This window comes from Nocardia sp. NPDC056564 (genome assembly GCF_042793755.1).
Lineage (GTDB): Bacteria > Actinomycetota > Actinomycetes > Mycobacteriales > Mycobacteriaceae > Nocardia.
This window is the reverse complement of the sequence record NZ_JBHTUR010000004.1, coordinates 542,602-558,210: the sequence shown is the minus strand read 5'-3', so window position 1 is coordinate 558,210 and position 15,609 is coordinate 542,602. Positions and strand designations below refer to the sequence as shown.

Annotated in this window: 12 protein-coding genes; 8 read left to right on the top strand and 4 right to left on the bottom strand. The window is 67.8% G+C overall.

Going from position 1 to position 15,609, the window contains the following annotated elements:
- Positions 1 to 49: 49 nt before the first annotated feature.
- The 4 genes from ACFQ9K_RS13870 to rraA all read left to right on the top strand — a co-directional run bounded on the left by ACFQ9K_RS13870 (position 50) and on the right by rraA (position 1,924).
- Entirely contained in the window at positions 50 to 529 is a 480-nt protein-coding gene (locus ACFQ9K_RS13870) for an SRPBCC family protein (RefSeq protein ID WP_378719301.1), read from the top strand.
- Between the two features lie 25 nt (positions 530 to 554).
- Positions 555 to 929, top strand: a complete 375-nt coding sequence (locus ACFQ9K_RS13865) for a DUF5313 family protein (RefSeq protein WP_378719299.1) — start codon at positions 555 to 557, stop codon at positions 927 to 929.
- A 50-nt stretch (positions 930 to 979) separates the two neighbouring features.
- The gene (locus tag ACFQ9K_RS13860) at positions 980 to 1,345 is read left to right on the top strand and encodes a DUF5313 family protein (RefSeq protein ID WP_378719298.1); all 366 of its coding nucleotides are present in this window, start codon (positions 980 to 982) and stop codon (positions 1,343 to 1,345) included.
- A gap of 87 nt (positions 1,346 to 1,432) precedes the next feature.
- On the top strand, positions 1,433 to 1,924 hold the full coding sequence (gene rraA / locus ACFQ9K_RS13855) for a ribonuclease E activity regulator RraA (protein ID WP_378719295.1): 492 nt from the start codon (positions 1,433 to 1,435) through the stop codon (positions 1,922 to 1,924).
- Between the two features lies 1 nt (position 1,925).
- Here rraA and ACFQ9K_RS13850 read toward each other — a convergent pair whose 3' ends face one another.
- Positions 1,926 to 2,144 carry an RNA-binding S4 domain-containing protein gene (locus ACFQ9K_RS13850; RefSeq protein ID WP_040729260.1) on the bottom strand — a complete coding sequence of 73 codons (219 nt, stop codon included), beginning with the start codon at positions 2,142 to 2,144 and terminating at the stop codon, positions 1,926 to 1,928.
- Positions 2,145 to 2,298: 154 nt separating this feature from the next.
- Here ACFQ9K_RS13850 and lysX point away from each other — a divergent pair, with 154 nt between their 5' ends.
- The 4 genes from lysX (at position 2,299) to ACFQ9K_RS13830 (ending at position 7,044) form a co-directional block, all read left to right on the top strand.
- Entirely contained in the window at positions 2,299 to 5,619 is a 3,321-nt protein-coding gene (gene lysX / locus ACFQ9K_RS13845; protein WP_378719293.1) for a bifunctional lysylphosphatidylglycerol synthetase/lysine--tRNA ligase LysX, read from the top strand.
- Between the two features lie 112 nt (positions 5,620 to 5,731).
- Complete coding sequence (locus ACFQ9K_RS13840; RefSeq protein WP_378719291.1) at positions 5,732 to 5,950, top strand: hypothetical protein; 219 nt, start codon at positions 5,732 to 5,734, stop codon at positions 5,948 to 5,950.
- Between the two features lie 60 nt (positions 5,951 to 6,010).
- Complete coding sequence (locus tag ACFQ9K_RS13835; protein ID WP_378719289.1) at positions 6,011 to 6,622, top strand: histidine phosphatase family protein; 612 nt, start codon at positions 6,011 to 6,013, stop codon at positions 6,620 to 6,622.
- A 119-nt stretch (positions 6,623 to 6,741) separates the two neighbouring features.
- The gene (locus tag ACFQ9K_RS13830; protein WP_378719287.1) at positions 6,742 to 7,044 is read left to right on the top strand and encodes a hypothetical protein; all 303 of its coding nucleotides are present in this window, start codon (positions 6,742 to 6,744) and stop codon (positions 7,042 to 7,044) included.
- Positions 7,045 to 7,115: 71 nt separating this feature from the next.
- Here the strand turns inward: ACFQ9K_RS13830 and ACFQ9K_RS13825 are convergent, their stop codons facing one another.
- From ACFQ9K_RS13825 to gltB, 3 genes are all read right to left on the bottom strand, one after another.
- Complete coding sequence (locus ACFQ9K_RS13825) at positions 7,116 to 8,015, bottom strand: cutinase family protein (protein WP_378719285.1); 900 nt, start codon at positions 8,013 to 8,015, stop codon at positions 7,116 to 7,118.
- A gap of 614 nt (positions 8,016 to 8,629) precedes the next feature.
- On the bottom strand, positions 8,630 to 10,099 hold the full coding sequence (locus ACFQ9K_RS13820; protein WP_378719283.1) for a glutamate synthase subunit beta: 1,470 nt from the start codon (positions 10,097 to 10,099) through the stop codon (positions 8,630 to 8,632).
- Positions 10,100 to 10,158: 59 nt separating this feature from the next.
- Entirely contained in the window at positions 10,159 to 14,808 is a 4,650-nt protein-coding gene (gene gltB, locus ACFQ9K_RS13815) for a glutamate synthase large subunit (protein ID WP_378719281.1), read from the bottom strand.
- Positions 14,809 to 15,609 lie beyond the last annotated feature (801 nt).

Sequence of the window (15,609 nt, the reverse complement as noted above, 5' to 3'; positions counted from 1 at the left end):
CAGCGACCGGGCCCCGGCGACCGAGATCGAAACCGGTTACTGTTTTCCCATGACCGAAGTGAAGATCGTCGAGGACTGCGCCGCGTCGGCGGAGTCCGCGTTCGCCTACGTGAACGACTACCAGAACCTGCCGCGCTTCCTCTACGGCATCCAGTCCTTCACCCCGGTCGGCGCGCAGACGGTCGGCGTCGGCGCCGCGTTCGACGGGCACATCAAGCTGGGACCGGCCTCGCTGAAGTCCCGCGTGGAGGTCGTGCGCTGGGAGGAGAACGCCCTCATCGCGGTGAAATCGATCAAGGGCTTCGAGGTCGAGTCGACCTTCCTGTTCCATCCCAGGGGCGCCGGGCAGTGCACCGTGGACGCGATCGTCGACTTCCGGGTCGGCGGCGGCCTGGCCGGGCGCGCGCTCGGCAAGACCATCGAGCCGTTCGTGAAGATCGCGGTGCAGCACACCACGCACAACCTGATCACGCAGATCACCGCGTTCCACCGGAGCCGGGCGACCGAGCCGGACGAGTCCGTGCACTGATCGCCCGATGCGGGATGCTTGACCGATGAGTGCGATACCGTCTTTCGTCCAGCGCGTCGGATACGTGGCCGGCCGCACCCTGCCCGCGTCGATGACCGACTGGGTCCGCGACGATCTGGTCGGCCCCGGCGCCACCCGGCGCTATCTGCTGCGCATCCTGGTGCCGCTGATACCGGTGCTCATGCTGTTCCTCCTGCTGCCCGGCCCGCTGTGGATGGGCCTGGCGATGATGGCGCTGCTGTATCTGCCGCTGATCTACTTCACCGTGGCGCTGATGTACGTCTACCGGCGGCACCGGCTGATCAAACACGGTCTCGATCCCGCGCTGGCCGACGCGGACGCCCGCCGCCGGGCCGAGCCGGAACGCCTGGCCTACGAGCGCAGGCACGGCCGAGGTTGACCCGCCCAGCAACCTAGCGGTGACCGATGCCACAGGCATAGCCTTCAGGTATGAACACCCCCACAATCAGGCAGCGGATCGCCTACGATCTGGGCCGCGAGCTCCCCGCGGAGCTACACGAGTGGGTCAGCCGCGACCTCGTCGGACACGGGGCCATGGAACGGTATCTCGTCCGGTTCCTCGGGCCGGTCATTCCGTTCTTCGCGCTGGTACTGCTCTTCCCGGGGCCGATGCCGCTGAAGCTCGGCTTGATCGTGATGATGATCGTCCCGATGGTCATCTTCACCGTGGCGCTCAGCTACGTCTGGCGCCGCTACCGTCTCGTCCAGCACGGGCTGAACCCCGATCTGGTCGACCGCGCCAAGTTCTCCGAACACGATCGGGAGATGTACGAACTGCACTACGGGCACCGATAGCGGCCGCCCGGCACACCCATAGCGATCGATCTCACAGCGGGCGCGGCCCTTCCGAAAGCCGGGTTCGCCCACCCCTAAACTGAGCTGGTGACCGAATCGCAGAATGACGTTGTGGCTACTGCCGACCTGGCCGACGAGATCGGGCCCGAGATCCGCAGCTGCGACACGCAGTTCATCCAGTTCGGTGGCCGCGCGGCCTTTTCCGGCCGGATCACCACCATCCGCTGCTTCCAGGACAACCTGCTGGTCAAGCAGACGCTCGGCGAACCGGGCCTGGGCAAGGTGCTGGTGGTGGACGGCGACGCGAGCGTGCACACCGCGCTGGTCGGCGACATCATCGCCGGGCGCGGCGTGGACAACGGCTGGGCGGGCGTGATCATCAACGGCGCGGTGCGCGACTCGGCGATCCTGCGCACCCTCGATATCGGCATCAAGGCACTGGGCACCAACCCGCGCAAGAGCACCCAGACCGGCAGCGGCGACCGCGACGTCCCGGTCGAATTCGGCGGCGTCACCTTCGTGCCCGGCGACATGCTCTACAGCGACCACGACGGCGTCGTGGTCCGCGCCGAGGACTGAGTCAGACCGACACCCGCGCCTGATGGCCGGCGAGGGTGACCACGTCGCCGATCTGCAACTGCCGTCCGCGCCGCAGTTCCACCTCGTCGTTCACCCGCACCAGACCGGAGGCGATCACCGTCTTCGCCTCCGAGCCGGATTCGATCAGGTTGGCCAACTTCAGGAACTGACCGAGCCGAATGCCTTCATCGTCTATCGGTACGTCGACTGGTTCTGCCATGAGCTACATCCTTACCTTGCCGCCGGAATCGGTAAACGTCAGCCCCTGCGCGGGTCGCCGATGAAGCACTGACACGCGTGTGCGACGCGCCGAGAACCGACATGCCCGGGAGGTCTTCGAGCACCGCGACGGCGGCACCGTACACACTGGTTCAGTGACCACCACGCAAGCCCGGCAACACCTGATCGAACCGCCCGCGGACAGACCGACCCCACCGGTCCCCCATCGGGGGCATGGACGGCTGGCAGAGGTCCCGCATATCGCGGGCCTGGTGCTCGGGGTCTTCGCGGTGGCGTGTTTTCTCTGGAGCCTCTCGCCCGGCTTACGTTTCCTGACCCAGGTACCGCGTCGCTACATCGACAACTATTACTTCGACGCGCCCGACACCAACCTGATGTGGGCGCTGATCGTCGGCCTGCTCGCGGGTGCGCTGGCCAGCCGCAAGCGCATCGCCTGGTGGCTGCTGCTCGGTTACGTGTCGCTGTACGCGCTGGCCGACGGCCTGGACTTCGCCGACACCGGCAATATCGACGCGCTGGTGGCGATGATCGTGCACCTCGCGGTGATGGGCGTGCTGATCGCGGCCTGGCGGGAGTTCTACACGAAGGTGCGCCGCGGGGCGGGCTGGAAGGCGCTCGGCGTGCTGATCGGCGGCCTGACGGTCGGCTGCATGCTCGGCTGGGGCCTGGTCGAGTTGTTCCCAGGATCGCTGCCGCGCGGCGCGCAGCGGCCCGGCTGGGCCATCTATCGGGTGACCGCGGCGGTGCTGGTGGACAACGAGCACTTCGACGGTCACCCGCGCCCGTTCGTCAACTTCCTGCTCGGCCTGTTCGGCGCCATCGCGCTGCTCGCCGCGGTGATCATCCTGCTGCGCTCGCAGCGCGCGGCGAACGCGATGACCGGCACCGACGAATCCGCGATCCGCGGCCTGCTGGAGCGCTCCGACGTGGAGGACTCGCTCGGCTACTTCGCCACCCGCCGGGACAAGGCGGTGGTGTTCGCGCCGAGCGGTAAGGCGGCGGTCACCTATCGGGTGGAACTCGGCGTCTGCCTGGCCAGCGGTGACCCGATCGGCATTCGCGAGGCGTGGCCGCAGGCGATCGACGCGTGGTTACGGCTGGCCGACCAGTTCGGCTGGGCCCCGGCCGTCATGGGCGCCAGCGAGCTCGGCGCGACGTCCTACCGGCGGGCGGGTCTGTCCGCGATCCGGCTCGGCGACGAGGCGATCCTGGACACCAGGACGTTCTCCCTGGCCGGCCCCGAGATGAAGCCGGTGCGCCAGGCCGCGAACCGGTTGCGCAAGCACGGCATCACCGTCCGGATCCGCAGGCACCGCGACATTCCCGCCGACGAGTTCAAACAGGTCATCGCCCGCGCGGACGCCTGGCGCGACACCGAGACCGAACGCGGCTTCTCCATGGCGCTCGGCCGGCTCGGCGATCCGCTGGACGCGGACTGCCTGCTGGTCGAGGCGGTGAACGGGCAGGACCGGGTGCTCGGCATGCTGTCGCTGGTTCCGTGGGGCCGCACCGGCGTCTCGCTGGAGCTGATGCGCCGCGACCCGCACGGCCCGAACGGCGTGATGGAGCTGATGATCTCGCAGCTCGCGCTCAACTCCGAGCAGCAGGGCATCACCAAGGTCTCGCTGAACTTCGCGGTGTTCCGCTCGGTGTTCGAGGAGGGCGGGCGGATCGGCGCGGGCCCGGTGCTACGGCTGTGGCGCGGGGTGCTGCTGTTCTTCTCCCGCTGGTGGCAGCTGGAGGCGCTGTACCGCTCCAACGTGAAGTACCAGCCGCATTGGGTGCCAAGGTTTTTCCTGTTCGAGGAGCGCAGGCAGCTACCCCGGGTCGCGGTGGCCAGCGCGCTCGCCGAGGGCTTCCTGCCGCGCTTCGGCAAGGAGCCCGACACCATCACCCACACCGGCATGCACAGCGCGGTGCCCGCGACCATGACCGGCCTGCACGCCGACGGCAGCCCGCCGGAGCCGGGCCCGGTCGAGGGCAAGGAGCTGCTGCCGCGCCGCCCCGAGCAGGTGCGGGTGCGGATGGACAAGCTGGACCGGCTCGCCGCGTCCGGCGTCGAGGCGTATCCGGTCGCCTACCCGCCGACGCACACCGTCGCCGGGGCCAGGCGGTCGCCGCGCGGCACCACGGTCCGGGTCTGCGGCAGGCTGTTGCGCATCCGTGACTACGGCGGGGTGATCTTCGCGGTGGTGCGGGACTGGACCGACGACATCCAGCTCGTGATCGACCGCGATCGGGTCGGCGCCGAGCGCAGCGCCGAGTTCACCGAGTTCTTCGACCTGGGCGACCTGATCGAGGTCAGCGGTCAGATCGGCAGCAGCCGCCGCGGCGAGCTCTCGCTGCTCGCGGCGGACTGGCGGATGCTGGGCAAGTGCCTGCACCCGTTACCGGACAAGTGGAAAGGGCTGTCCGACCCCGAGGCGAAGGTGCGCCAGCGCTACGTCGACATGGCGATCAACCCGGAGACCAGGGAGGTGCTCGCCAAGCGCAGCGCGGTGGTGCGCTCGCTGCGGGACTCGTTGAACGCGTGGGGTTATCTGGAGGTGGAGACGCCGATCCTGCAGCAGGTACACGGCGGCGCCAACGCCACCCCGTTCCTCACCCACATCAATGCCTACGACCTGGATCTGTATCTGCGGATCGCGCCCGAGCTGTACCTGAAGCGGCTCTGCGTCGGCGGCATGGAGAAGGTGTTCGAGATCGGCCGGACCTTCCGCAACGAGGGCGTCGATTTCAGCCACAACCCGGAGTTCACCATTCTCGAGGCGTACGAGGCGCACAGCGACTACGAGCGGATGATGCACGTCTGCCGGCAGCTGATCCAGGACGCCGCGCTCGCCGCCAACGGCGCGATGGTGGCGTTGCGGCCGCAGAGCGACGGGACCTTCGAGCCGGTGGACATCTCCGGCGAGTGGGCGGTGAAGACCGTGCACGGCGCGGTGTCCGAGGCGATCGGCGCGGAGGTCACCCCGCAGACCGGCCTGGAGCAGCTGCGCGAACTGTGCGACAAGGCCGAGGTGCCCTATCAGCACGGCTGGGACGCCGGCCAGGTGGTGCTGGAGATGTATGAGCACCTGGTCGAATCCCACACGGAGGAACCGACTTTCTACATCGACTTCCCCACCTCGGTGTCCCCGCTGACCCGCGCCCATCGCAGCATCGATGGCGTCACCGAGCGCTGGGACCTGGTCGCCTGGGGCGTCGAACTCGGCACCGCCTACAGCGAACTCACCGATCCGGTCGAGCAGCGCCGCAGGCTCACCGAGCAGTCGCTGCTCGCGGCCAACGGCGACCCGGAGGCGATGGAACTCGACGAGGACTTCCTGCAGGCGCTCGAGCACGCGATGCCGCCCACCGGCGGGCTCGGCATGGGCGTGGACCGGGTGGTCATGCTGATCACCGGGCGCAGCATCCGCGAGACATTGCCGTTCCCGTTGGTGAAGCCGCGCTGAACAATCCATTGCCGGCGAAGGGTGCACAGGCGACGAATCGGACAGCTACCCTGGGGAATCGGGCCGGGGCGGCCGAGAAATCTTCGGCCCCGGGAGGAGACCGATCACCGAGATGGGGTTCGATATGTACCTTGACCTGCTGACCAATTTGAGCCTGGTGGACCACAGCGCCTGGGCGAGCCCGGACACCTGGAACTCGGCGATGGAGCTGGCGGCCAAGAAGAAGCGGCGCGGCAGCGGCGGTCTGATCATCGGCGGGCTCTGCTGCCTGCTCGTGGTCGCCGCCATCGTCGGCGGCGTCTATCTGCTGATGCGGCGCCGCAAGCAGTAACGCACGGCGGCCGCCACGCCCGGATCGAGGGTTCGGCGTCGATGCGGCAGAGTGGGGCGGGTGCAGTTGATCCTCGTTCGCCATGCCCAACCGCTCCGGATCGTGAACTCGGCCGGGCCCGCCGATCCCGAACTCGCGCCCGTCGGCGTCGAGCAGGCCGAACGGGTGCCTGCCGCGCTGAGCCAGCATCGGATCGCCCGGATCGTGAGCAGCCCGCAGCGCCGGGCGCGCGAGACCGCGGCGCCGACCGCCGCGAAGCTCGGGCTCGGCGTCGACATCATCGACGATCTCGCCGAATACGATCGCGACCTGCCCGCCTACATTCCCATCGAGGACGCCAAGGTGGAGTTCCGCGAGGTCTACGAGCGGATCAAGGCGGGCTACATCCCGGATCAGATCGACGGCAAGGCGTTCAAGTCCCGGGTGCTCGACGCCGTCACCGAGATCGCCGCGGGCACCGAGCCGGCCGGCACGGTGATCGCGTTCACCCACGGCGGCGTGATCAACGTGCTGCTGCAGGAGATCCTCGGGCTGGAACGGCCGCTGACCTTCCCGATCGACTACTGCTCGATCACCCGAATCCTGTTCTCCCGCACCGGCCGCAGGACCGCGGCGACGATCAACGAGAACGGGCACGTCTGGGACCTGTTGCCGCGCAACATCGCATCCTGAGCATCCATTCACAGACGATTGGCAGGGACGTCGCACCGTCGTCCCAGGCGCGGAACCTTCTATGGACCCGGTGAGCCACCACCCCCGAAGTGGCCCACAGTTCGAGAGAAAGGAATTCCGTGTTGCTCTCCAGAACATCGACGTCCCTGCGTCGGCTGGTCGGCCTCGCCGCGGCCGGCGCGCTCATCGCCGTCCCGGTCGGCGCGCTCGCGGCCACCGCCTCGGCCGAGGCCCCGGCGCCGGACGCCGCCAGCCAGGTCCAGGCCGCCGGCGACGTCGACCAGCAGGGTGCCGACATCAACCGGCCGCAGCACAAGCACCGCCCCCACGGCCCGCGGCGGCACCACCGCCCGGACCCGGGTGCCACGCCGCAACCGCTCCAGCAGTTCCAGCAGCTGCTCCCGCCGACCGGCTCCGGATAGTCCCGGCTCGAACACGACGAAGGCCCACCGCCTGTGGTCGGAGGTGGGCCTTCGCTGTGTGCCGAGGTGGATCAGGCCATGCCGGCGATCCAGTTGTGCATCCAGGAGACGGCGGTCTGACCGCCGCCGACCGGGTAGCTGCCGTACAGGGTGTGCGCCTGCGACTTGTAGAACCGCTCCAGGTCCTTGGCCCGCTGCTCGTTGGCCGAGTCGGTGAGCTGCGCCTGCAGCGTCGGGACCCCGCCGTGGGCGAACAGGTCGTTCATGATGTTTCCGGCTTCGATCTGGTAGCGCCACAGGTTGGCCGGGTTCGCGTCCGAGGCCTGCGCCATGAAACCGGCGAACCGGGTGACGAAGTCGTCCGGCGCGGTCGCGCAGTACAGGTCGTCGACCGCGCAGATGCTGCGGGTGCGGTCACTGACCCAGCCGAAGCCACCCACCCTGGGGCCGCCCGCGCCCGCGCCGGGGGCCGGTGCGCCGACCTGAACGTCGGTCGGCGAGCGGCGCGGGTCGGAGATCAGGCCGACGCCGGAGATCCGCTCCGGCGCAACCACACTGAGCCCGGTGCCGATCTCGGCCGCGAGATCACCCGCGGCGTCGGCGCCCTGGCTGTACCCGACGAGCGCGATCTTCGTCGCGCCGCACGAGTGCGCCATGTCCGAGATCAGGCCGCGCGCCCGGTCGACGGCTTCCTTCTTCGAGTTGCCGTAGACCTCGCCCTCCCACGGGAAGGCGGTCGCGGCGTAGGTCACGTAGTCGACCTCGGTCGAGCGAGGCAGATTGTTGGTGACGCCGGCCAGCATGCCCGGCTGCGGCTTCTTGTCCTTGCCGGTCTCCCAGGTACCCGGGATCGCCACCACATAGAGGCTGGGGCAGCCCGGGTCCGCGGTCGCGGAGCCGACGCCGAACACCATGCCGGACAACACCGTCGCGGATGCACCAAGAGCCGCGACAACCTTCTTCAACTGCATACCGCTCCAGTCCAAACCAATGCCCCTCGTGGACATATCCCCGACAAGTTGCGCACCAACTCTGAACCCGACGAGTGACTGTCCAGTGCACGCTGGGTTAACTCCAGCCACCCACCGATATGACGGCTACGATCCTCAACCCACATCCCAAGATCAGCAGCGCGACGGGATCACAATAAAGGTCCGAGCCCGCCGACGCCATCCGAAACCCCGGTCCACGTCCGTTTTCCGTCGAATGCCCAAACCCCCACGTCCCCACCACAACCCGGCACCCAACCGCACCTGAACCGAGGCCGACCCGCCGCCAGCCGACGAGCAATTAAGCAGCAATCATGAATCCTCGGTGCGATCAACTCGATAAGACCAGCTAAAACAGCTTCAATTCAGCGAGATTCGAGCCGGTTTCTCGAAGATCGGCAAACATCGAGAGCACTGCGCCATTATCGGCGCCCACCACGCTGAACCTTCCGCTGGAATCCCTTGGCTACCAGAAACTTCGCCGGGAGTGTCGCGCGCCACGCGGCTGCGGCGAATACGGAGAAAACGTACAAGGGCGCCCGTGGACAACGTTGTCCACGGACGCCCTTTCCGCTCCGGTAAGAGAGGGGTTCAGTTCATCGCTGCGCGACCATGGTGGGGGTGATGGGAGCGGGCAGCGCGGTCTCACCCTCCAGGAAGCGGTCCACCGCGGCGGCCGCGGCGCGGCCCTCGGCGATGGCCCAGACGATGAGGGATTGGCCGCGGCCCATGTCCCCGGCCACGAAGACGCCGGGGATGTTGGTCGCCCAGTTCTTGTCCCGCTGGACATTGCCGCGCTGGTCGTAGCCGACGCCGAGATCCTCGAGCAGGCCCCGCTTCTCCGGACCGGTGAAGCCCATGGCGAGCAGGACCAGGTCGGCCTCGAGGGTGAAGTCGGTGCCGTCCACCTTCTCGAAGCGGCCGTTGACCATCGTGACCTCGTGCGCCTGCAGGCCGGTGACCTTGCCGTCCGCGCCGAGGAAGCGCTCGGTGTTGACCGAGAACACGCGCTCGCCGCCCTCTTCGTGCGCCGAGGACACCCGGAACATGAGCGGGTAGGTCGGCCACGGCGTGGACGCCGCGCGCTCCTGCGGCGGACGCGGCATGATCTCGAACTGGTGGATGCTCTCCGCGCCCTGCCGGTGCGAGGTGCCCAGGCAGTCCGCGCCGGTGTCGCCGCCGCCGATGATGATGACCTTCTTGCCCTTCGCGTGGATGGGCGGCAGGCCGTCGGCATCGGTGACGTCGTCGCCGAGCTGCACCTTGTTGGCCCACGGCAGGAACTCCATGGCCTGATGGATGCCGTCCAGCTCGCGTCCGGGGATCGGCAGGTCACGCGCGATGGTGGCGCCGCCGGACAGCACGATCGAGTCGTACTGCTCGCGCAGCTGCTCGGCGGTGATGTCCACGCCGACATTCACCCCGGTCTTGAAGATGGTGCCCTCGGCCTCCATCTGCGCCATCCGGCGGTCGATGAAGCGCTTCTCCATCTTGAATTCCGGGATGCCGTAGCGCAGCAGCCCGCCGATGCGGTCGGCCCGCTCGAACACGGTCACGGTGTGACCGGCGCGGGTGAGCTGTTGCGCGGCCGCGAGACCGGCCGGGCCGGAGCCGACGACGGCGACCTTCTTGCCGGTCAACCGGGTCGGGTAGACCGGGGTCACCCAGCCCTCGTCGAAGGCGTTCTCGATCAGGTCGATCTCGACCTGCTTGATCGTCACCGGGTCCTGGTTGATGCCGAGCACGCAGGACGCCTCGCACGGCGCCGGGCACAACCGCCCGGTGAACTCCGGGAAGTTGTTGGTGGCGTGCAGCCGGTCGATGCCCTCGCGCCACTGGCCCTTGTAGACCAGGTCGTTCCACTCGGGAATCAGGTTCCCGAGCGGGCAGCCGTTGTGGCAGAACGGGATACCGCAGTCCATGCAGCGGCTGGCCTGCCGTTGCAGGGTCGCCTTGGGGTATCCCTGCTCGTAGACCTCTTTCCAGTCCATCAACCGCAGTTCGACCGGACGACGGGCCGGTAGCTCCCGCGAGGTGTGCTTCAAAAATCCTTGTGCGTCAGCCACGTTCGGCCTCCGTAATCTTGCCTGTGGACATCGGACTCAGCTCTCGGATGCGTCGTGTGTCAGCCACGGGCCGCTTCCATGATCGCCTCGTCGACGTCCTTGCCTGCCTTCTCCGCCTCGGAGATGGCGAGCAGGACCTTCTTGTATTCGCGCGGCATGAGCTTGACGAAGTGGTTCACCTGCTGCGACCAGTCGCCCAGGATGCGCTCGGCGACCGCCGAACCCGTCTGGTCGCGGTGCTGGGTGATGATGTCGCGCAGCCAGGTGAAGTCGTCACCGGAGAGCTGCTCGACCGCGTCGGCCTGCTCGGGGTTGAGCCGGGACTCGAAGGTGCCGTTCGGGTTGTAGACGAACGCGACACCGCCGGACATGCCCGCGCCGAAGTTGCGCCCGGTCTCGCCGAGGATCACCACCCGGCCACCGGTCATGTACTCCAGACCGTGGTCGCCCACGCCCTCGACCACCGCGAGGGCGCCCGAGTTACGCACGGCGAACCGCTCGCCGACCACGCCGCGGATGAACGCCTTGCCGTTGGTGGCGCCGAACAGGATCACGTTGCCCGCGATGATGTTCTCCTCGGCCACGAACTCGGCCGGCGCGTTCAGCGACGGGCGCACCACCAGGTGGCCACCCGAAAGTCCCTTGCCGACATAGTCGTTCGCGTCACCCTGCACACGCAGCGTGATGCCGGCCGGCACGAAGGCGCCGAAGCTGTTGCCCGCCGAGCCGGTGAAGGTGATGTCGATGGTGTCGTCGGGCAGGCCGGCGCCACCGTAGAGCTTGGTCACCTCGTGGCCGAGCATGGTGCCCACGGTGCGGTTCACGTTGGTGATCTTGGTTTCGAACTTCACCGCCCGGCCGCGCTCGAGCGCGTCCCGGCTCTGCGAGATCAGCTGCTGATCCAGCGCCTTGTCCAGGCCGTGGTCCTGCGTCTTGGTGCAGCGGCGGTCCTGGTACATGAACGCGGTCTCGACGTTGTCCAGGATCGGCGAGAGGTCCAGCTTGCTGGCCTTCCAGTGCTGCTTGGCCTTGGCGGTGTCGAGCAGGTCGACCCGGCCGATGGCCTCGTCCAGCGTGCGGAAGCCCAAGAGCGCCAGGTGTTCCCGGACCTCCTCGGCGATGAACAGCATGAAGTTCTCGACGAATTCCGGCTTGCCGGTGAAGCGTTCGCGCAGCACCGGGTTCTGCGTCGCGACACCGACGGGGCAGGTGTCGAGGTGGCAGACCCGCATCATGATGCAGCCCGAGACCACCAGCGGCGCGGTGGCGAAACCGAATTCCTCGGCGCCGAGCAGCGCGGCGACCATCACGTCGCGGCCGGTCTTCATCTGACCGTCCACCTGCACGACGATCCGATCGCGAAGTCCGTTGAGCAGCAACGTCTGCTGGGTCTCGGCCAGGCCGAGCTCCCACGGGCCGCCCGCGTGCTTGAGCGAGGTGAGCGGCGAGGCGCCGGTGCCGCCGTCGTGGCCGGAGATCAGCACCACGTCCGCGTGCGCCTTGGACACACCGGCCGCGACCGTGCCGACGCCGGGCTCCGCAACAAGTTTCACGTGAATCCGCGCCTGCGGGTTCGCGTTCTTCAGGTCGTGGATCAGCTGCGCCAGGTCCTCGATCGAGTAGATGTCGTGGTGCGGCGGCGGCGAGATCAGGCCGACACCCGGCGTCGAGTGCCGCACCTCGGCGACCCACGGGTACACCTTGTGCGCGGGCAGCTGCCCGCCCTCGCCGGGCTTGGCGCCCTGCGCCATCTTGATCTGGATGTCGGTGCAGTTGGTCAGGTAGTGCGCGGTCACGCCGAAGCGGCCGGAGGCAACCTGCTTGATCGCGCTGCGCCGCCAGTCGCCGTTCTCCTCCGGCTCGAACCGGGCCGGCGACTCGCCGCCCTCACCCGAGTTCGACCGGCCGCCGAGGCGGTTCATCGCGATCGCGAGGGTCTCGTGCGCCTCCGCCGAGATGGAGCCGTAGCTCATCGCGCCGGTGGAGAACCGCTTCACGATCTCCGCGGCGGGCTCGACCTCGTCGATCGGGATCGACGCGCGCTCCTTCTTGAACTTGAACAGGCCGCGCAGCGAGGCCAGCCGCTCGTTCTGGTCGTCGACCAGCTTGGTGTACTCCTTGAAGATCGAGTACTGACCCGTGCGGGTCGCGTGCTGCAACTTGAACACGGTGTCCGGGTTGAACAGGTGGTACTCGCCCTCGCGCCGCCACTGGTACTCGCCGCCCACCTCGAGCTCGCGGTGCGCGCGCTCGTTGCGGTTCTCCAGGAACGCGAGCCGGTGCCGCTCGGCGACGTCGGCGGCGATGTCCTCGAGGCCGATGCCGTCCAGGTGCGACCGCATGCCGGTGAAGTATTCGTCGGCCAGGTCCTGGGACAGGCCGATCACCTGGAACAGCTGGGCGCCGGTGTAGGACGCCAGCGTGGAGATGCCCATCTTGGACATCACCTTGAGCACGCCCTTGCTCGCGGCCTTGTTGTAGTTGTAGACGGCCGTGCGGAAGTCCGCGACGTGATCGCCGGTGCTGCCCGGCATTTCGAGCGCGCCGCGCTCGAGCATGTCCTCGATGGTCTCGAAGGCCATGTACGGGTTGATCGCGGCCGCGCCGAAGCCGACCAGCATGGCCATGTGGTGCACCTCGCGGGCGTCACCGGCCTCCACGACCAGCCCGACCATGGTGCGGGTGCGCTCGCGCACCAGGTGGTGGTGCACCGACGAGGTGAGCAGCAGCGACGGGATCGGCGCCAGCTTCTCGTTGGACTCGCGGTCGGACAGCACGATGATCCGCGCGCCGCCGTCGATGGCGGCCGACACCTGGGTGTTGATCGCCTTGAGCGCCTTGCGCAGTCCCTTGCCGCCCTTGGCCACCGGGTACAGGCCGCGCACGATCACCGAACGCAGCTCGGGCTGCGAGCCGTCGTCGTTGATGTGCACCAGCTTGGCCAGCTGATCGTTGTCCAGGATCGGCTGTTCGATGGCGATCTGCTTGCACGACTCCGGGCCGGGGTGCATGAGATCGGCCTCCGGGCCGAGCGCCCGGCGCAGGCTGGTGACGACCTCTTCCCGGATCGCGTCCAGCGGCGGGTTGGTGACCTGCGCGAACAGCTGGGAGAAGTAGTCGAACAGCAGCCGGGGCCGCGACGACAGCACCGCGATCGGGGTGTCGGTGCCCATCGAGCCGAGCGCCTCGCCGCCGGTCTTGGCCATCGGCGAGATCAGCAGGTTCAGTTCTTCGTTGGTGTATCCGAAGATCTGCTGCCGGATCAGCACCCGGTCGTGCGACATGTGCACGTGCGGGCGGTCGGGCAGGTCCTCGAGCTTGGTCACACCCGCGTCCAGCCATTCCTGGTACGGGTGCTCGGCCGCAAGATCGGTCTTCAGTTCCTCGTCGCCGACGATGCGGCCCAGCGAGGTGTCGACCAGGAACATGCGGCCCGGTTGTAGTCGGACCTTGCGGACCACCTTGGACGGGTCGATGTCGAGCACGCCGACCTCGGAGGCCATCACGACGAGGCCGTCGTCGGTGATCCAGATCCGGCTGGGGCGCAGGCCGTTGCGGTCGAGCACGGCGCCGACCACGGTGCCGTCGGAGAAGCACACCGACGCCGGGCCGTCCCACGGCTCCATCAGCATCGAGTGGTACTCGTAGAACGCGCGCCGCTGCTGATCCATGGTCTCGTTGCGTTCCCACGCCTCGGGGATCATCATCAGCACCGCGTGGGGCAAGCTGCGGCCGCCGAGGTGCAGCAGTTCCAGCACCTCGTCGAAGCGCGCGGTATCGCTCGCCCCCGGGGTACAGACCGGGAAGATCTTCTCCAGCCGGTTGTTGCCTGCCGAGTCGATGCCGAAGATGTCCGAACGCAGCAGCGCCTCGCGCGCGCGCATCCAGTTCTCGTTGCCGGTGACGGTGTTGATCTCGCCGTTGTGCGCGACCCGGCGGAACGGGTGCGCCAGCGGCCAGGACGGGAAGGTGTTGGTGGAGAAGCGCGAGTGCACGATGCCGAGGGCGGACTCCACCCGGCTGTCCTGCAGATCGAGGTAGAAGGCGCGCAGCTGCGGCGTGGTGAACATGCCCTTGTAGACGAAGGTCTGGCCGGACAGGCTCGGGAAGTACACCGACTCCTTGCCCACCGTGCCCTCGCCCGGACCCGCCTTGCCGAGCTCGTGCTCGACCCGCTTGCGGATCACGTACGCGCGGCGCTCCAGGGCCATGCCGGACAGCTGCTCGGCCGCACCCCGCGGGGAGCCGAGGAAGACCTGCCGGAACGTCGGCATCGCGTCGCGGGCCAGCGCGCCGAGCGACGACTCGTCGATCGGCACCTCGCGCCAGCCGAGCACGGCAAGGCCCTCTTCCTGCACGATCCGCTCCACGCCGTAGGCGGCACGGGCGGCCTCGCGACGGGCCTGCGGCAGGAAGGCGATGCCGGTGGCGTAGGAGCCCTCCGGCGGCAACTCGAAGTCCACGATGGCGCGGAAGAACCGGTCCGGAATCTGGATCAGGATGCCGGCGCCGTCACCACTGTTGGGTTCGGCGCCCGCGGCACCACGGTGCTCCAGGTTCAACAGAGCCGTAATAGCCTTGTCGACGATGTCGCGGCTGCGGCGGCCGTGCATGTCGACGACGAACGCGACACCGCAGGAGTCGTGTTCGTTCGCCGGGTCGTAGAGCCCGACGGGTCCAGGTGACCTGTGGCCAGGAAGTTGCATCATGCCTCTGCCTTCAAGAAGGGCGTCCGACGAAAAAGAAATAGGCAATTTCGTCTGAATGCCTCCGTACAAGACTGCGCCCGTACGTTCCGAAACCAGCCGCGCTGATGGTCTCAGTGTTCGATTAGTGGTGCTCTCGGGCTCTGCGTGGTTACGCAAGCTTCCGCCTCCGAGCTGACGTTCGCACCACTGTGTGCAGTCACGTCTCCAGTTGTTCACCCGCTTCAGTGACGTAGTGGGTGCTCGTCGGTAACAGATCCCTAACGAGATCCTTACCTCCGTGCGGGTTCCGGCCCGCTACGCTGAGCACCGGTTAGGAGCTGCCCGAGCGGGCGAGGGTGCCGAGCATTCTGTGTCCGGCGTAAGAGCAAACGATAAGTCAGGTCCGGGGCCCAACCAACTTAGGTTGCGCTAATAACCGGGTCTAGCTGGGCTTCTTCATTCGGTCCTCCACGTGTGCGCGTCGTCCAGTGTAAAGCAGCGAGTAGCCCATGATCGATCCCGCGGCACCCGTGGCCAGCCGCCTGCCGCCGGCGCGCGAGAGCGGCCCCAAACCTCGCAAATAGGTCAGGAACCCGCTCTCACCTGCATCGAAGATGATTTCCCTGGCTCGACGCCCGGCAAACCACTCCGCGGCGGCTAACTCCAAACCGGGATGGATGAGAGATTTCCGACAGGGTCCTGACGAGCCCGCGACGGGATCCGACCGTCCGGATTCTTTTGCCCGGTGTGGCCTTCAGCACACATGCAGCTAACCCGGCAGAGTGGTATTCGACACATTTTGGCAGCCGAAACCTATACGCC

Excerpts from the sequence above, each read along its gene's own strand:
- gltB (WP_378719281.1), bottom strand. The coding sequence starts at position 14,808 with ATGATGCAACTTCCTGGCCACAGGTCACCTGGACCCGTCGGGCTCTAC.
- ACFQ9K_RS13850 (WP_040729260.1), bottom strand. The coding sequence starts at position 2,144 with ATGGCAGAACCAGTCGACGTACCGATAGACGATGAAGGCATTCGGCTC.
- ACFQ9K_RS13865 (WP_378719299.1), top strand. The coding sequence starts at position 555 with ATGAGTGCGATACCGTCTTTCGTCCAGCGCGTCGGATACGTGGCCGGC.
- ACFQ9K_RS13860 (WP_378719298.1), top strand. The coding sequence starts at position 980 with ATGAACACCCCCACAATCAGGCAGCGGATCGCCTACGATCTGGGCCGC.
- ACFQ9K_RS13870 (WP_378719301.1), top strand. The coding sequence starts at position 50 with ATGACCGAAGTGAAGATCGTCGAGGACTGCGCCGCGTCGGCGGAGTCC.
- ACFQ9K_RS13840 (WP_378719291.1), top strand. The coding sequence starts at position 5,732 with ATGGGGTTCGATATGTACCTTGACCTGCTGACCAATTTGAGCCTGGTG.
- ACFQ9K_RS13825 (WP_378719285.1), bottom strand. The coding sequence starts at position 8,015 with ATGCAGTTGAAGAAGGTTGTCGCGGCTCTTGGTGCATCCGCGACGGTG.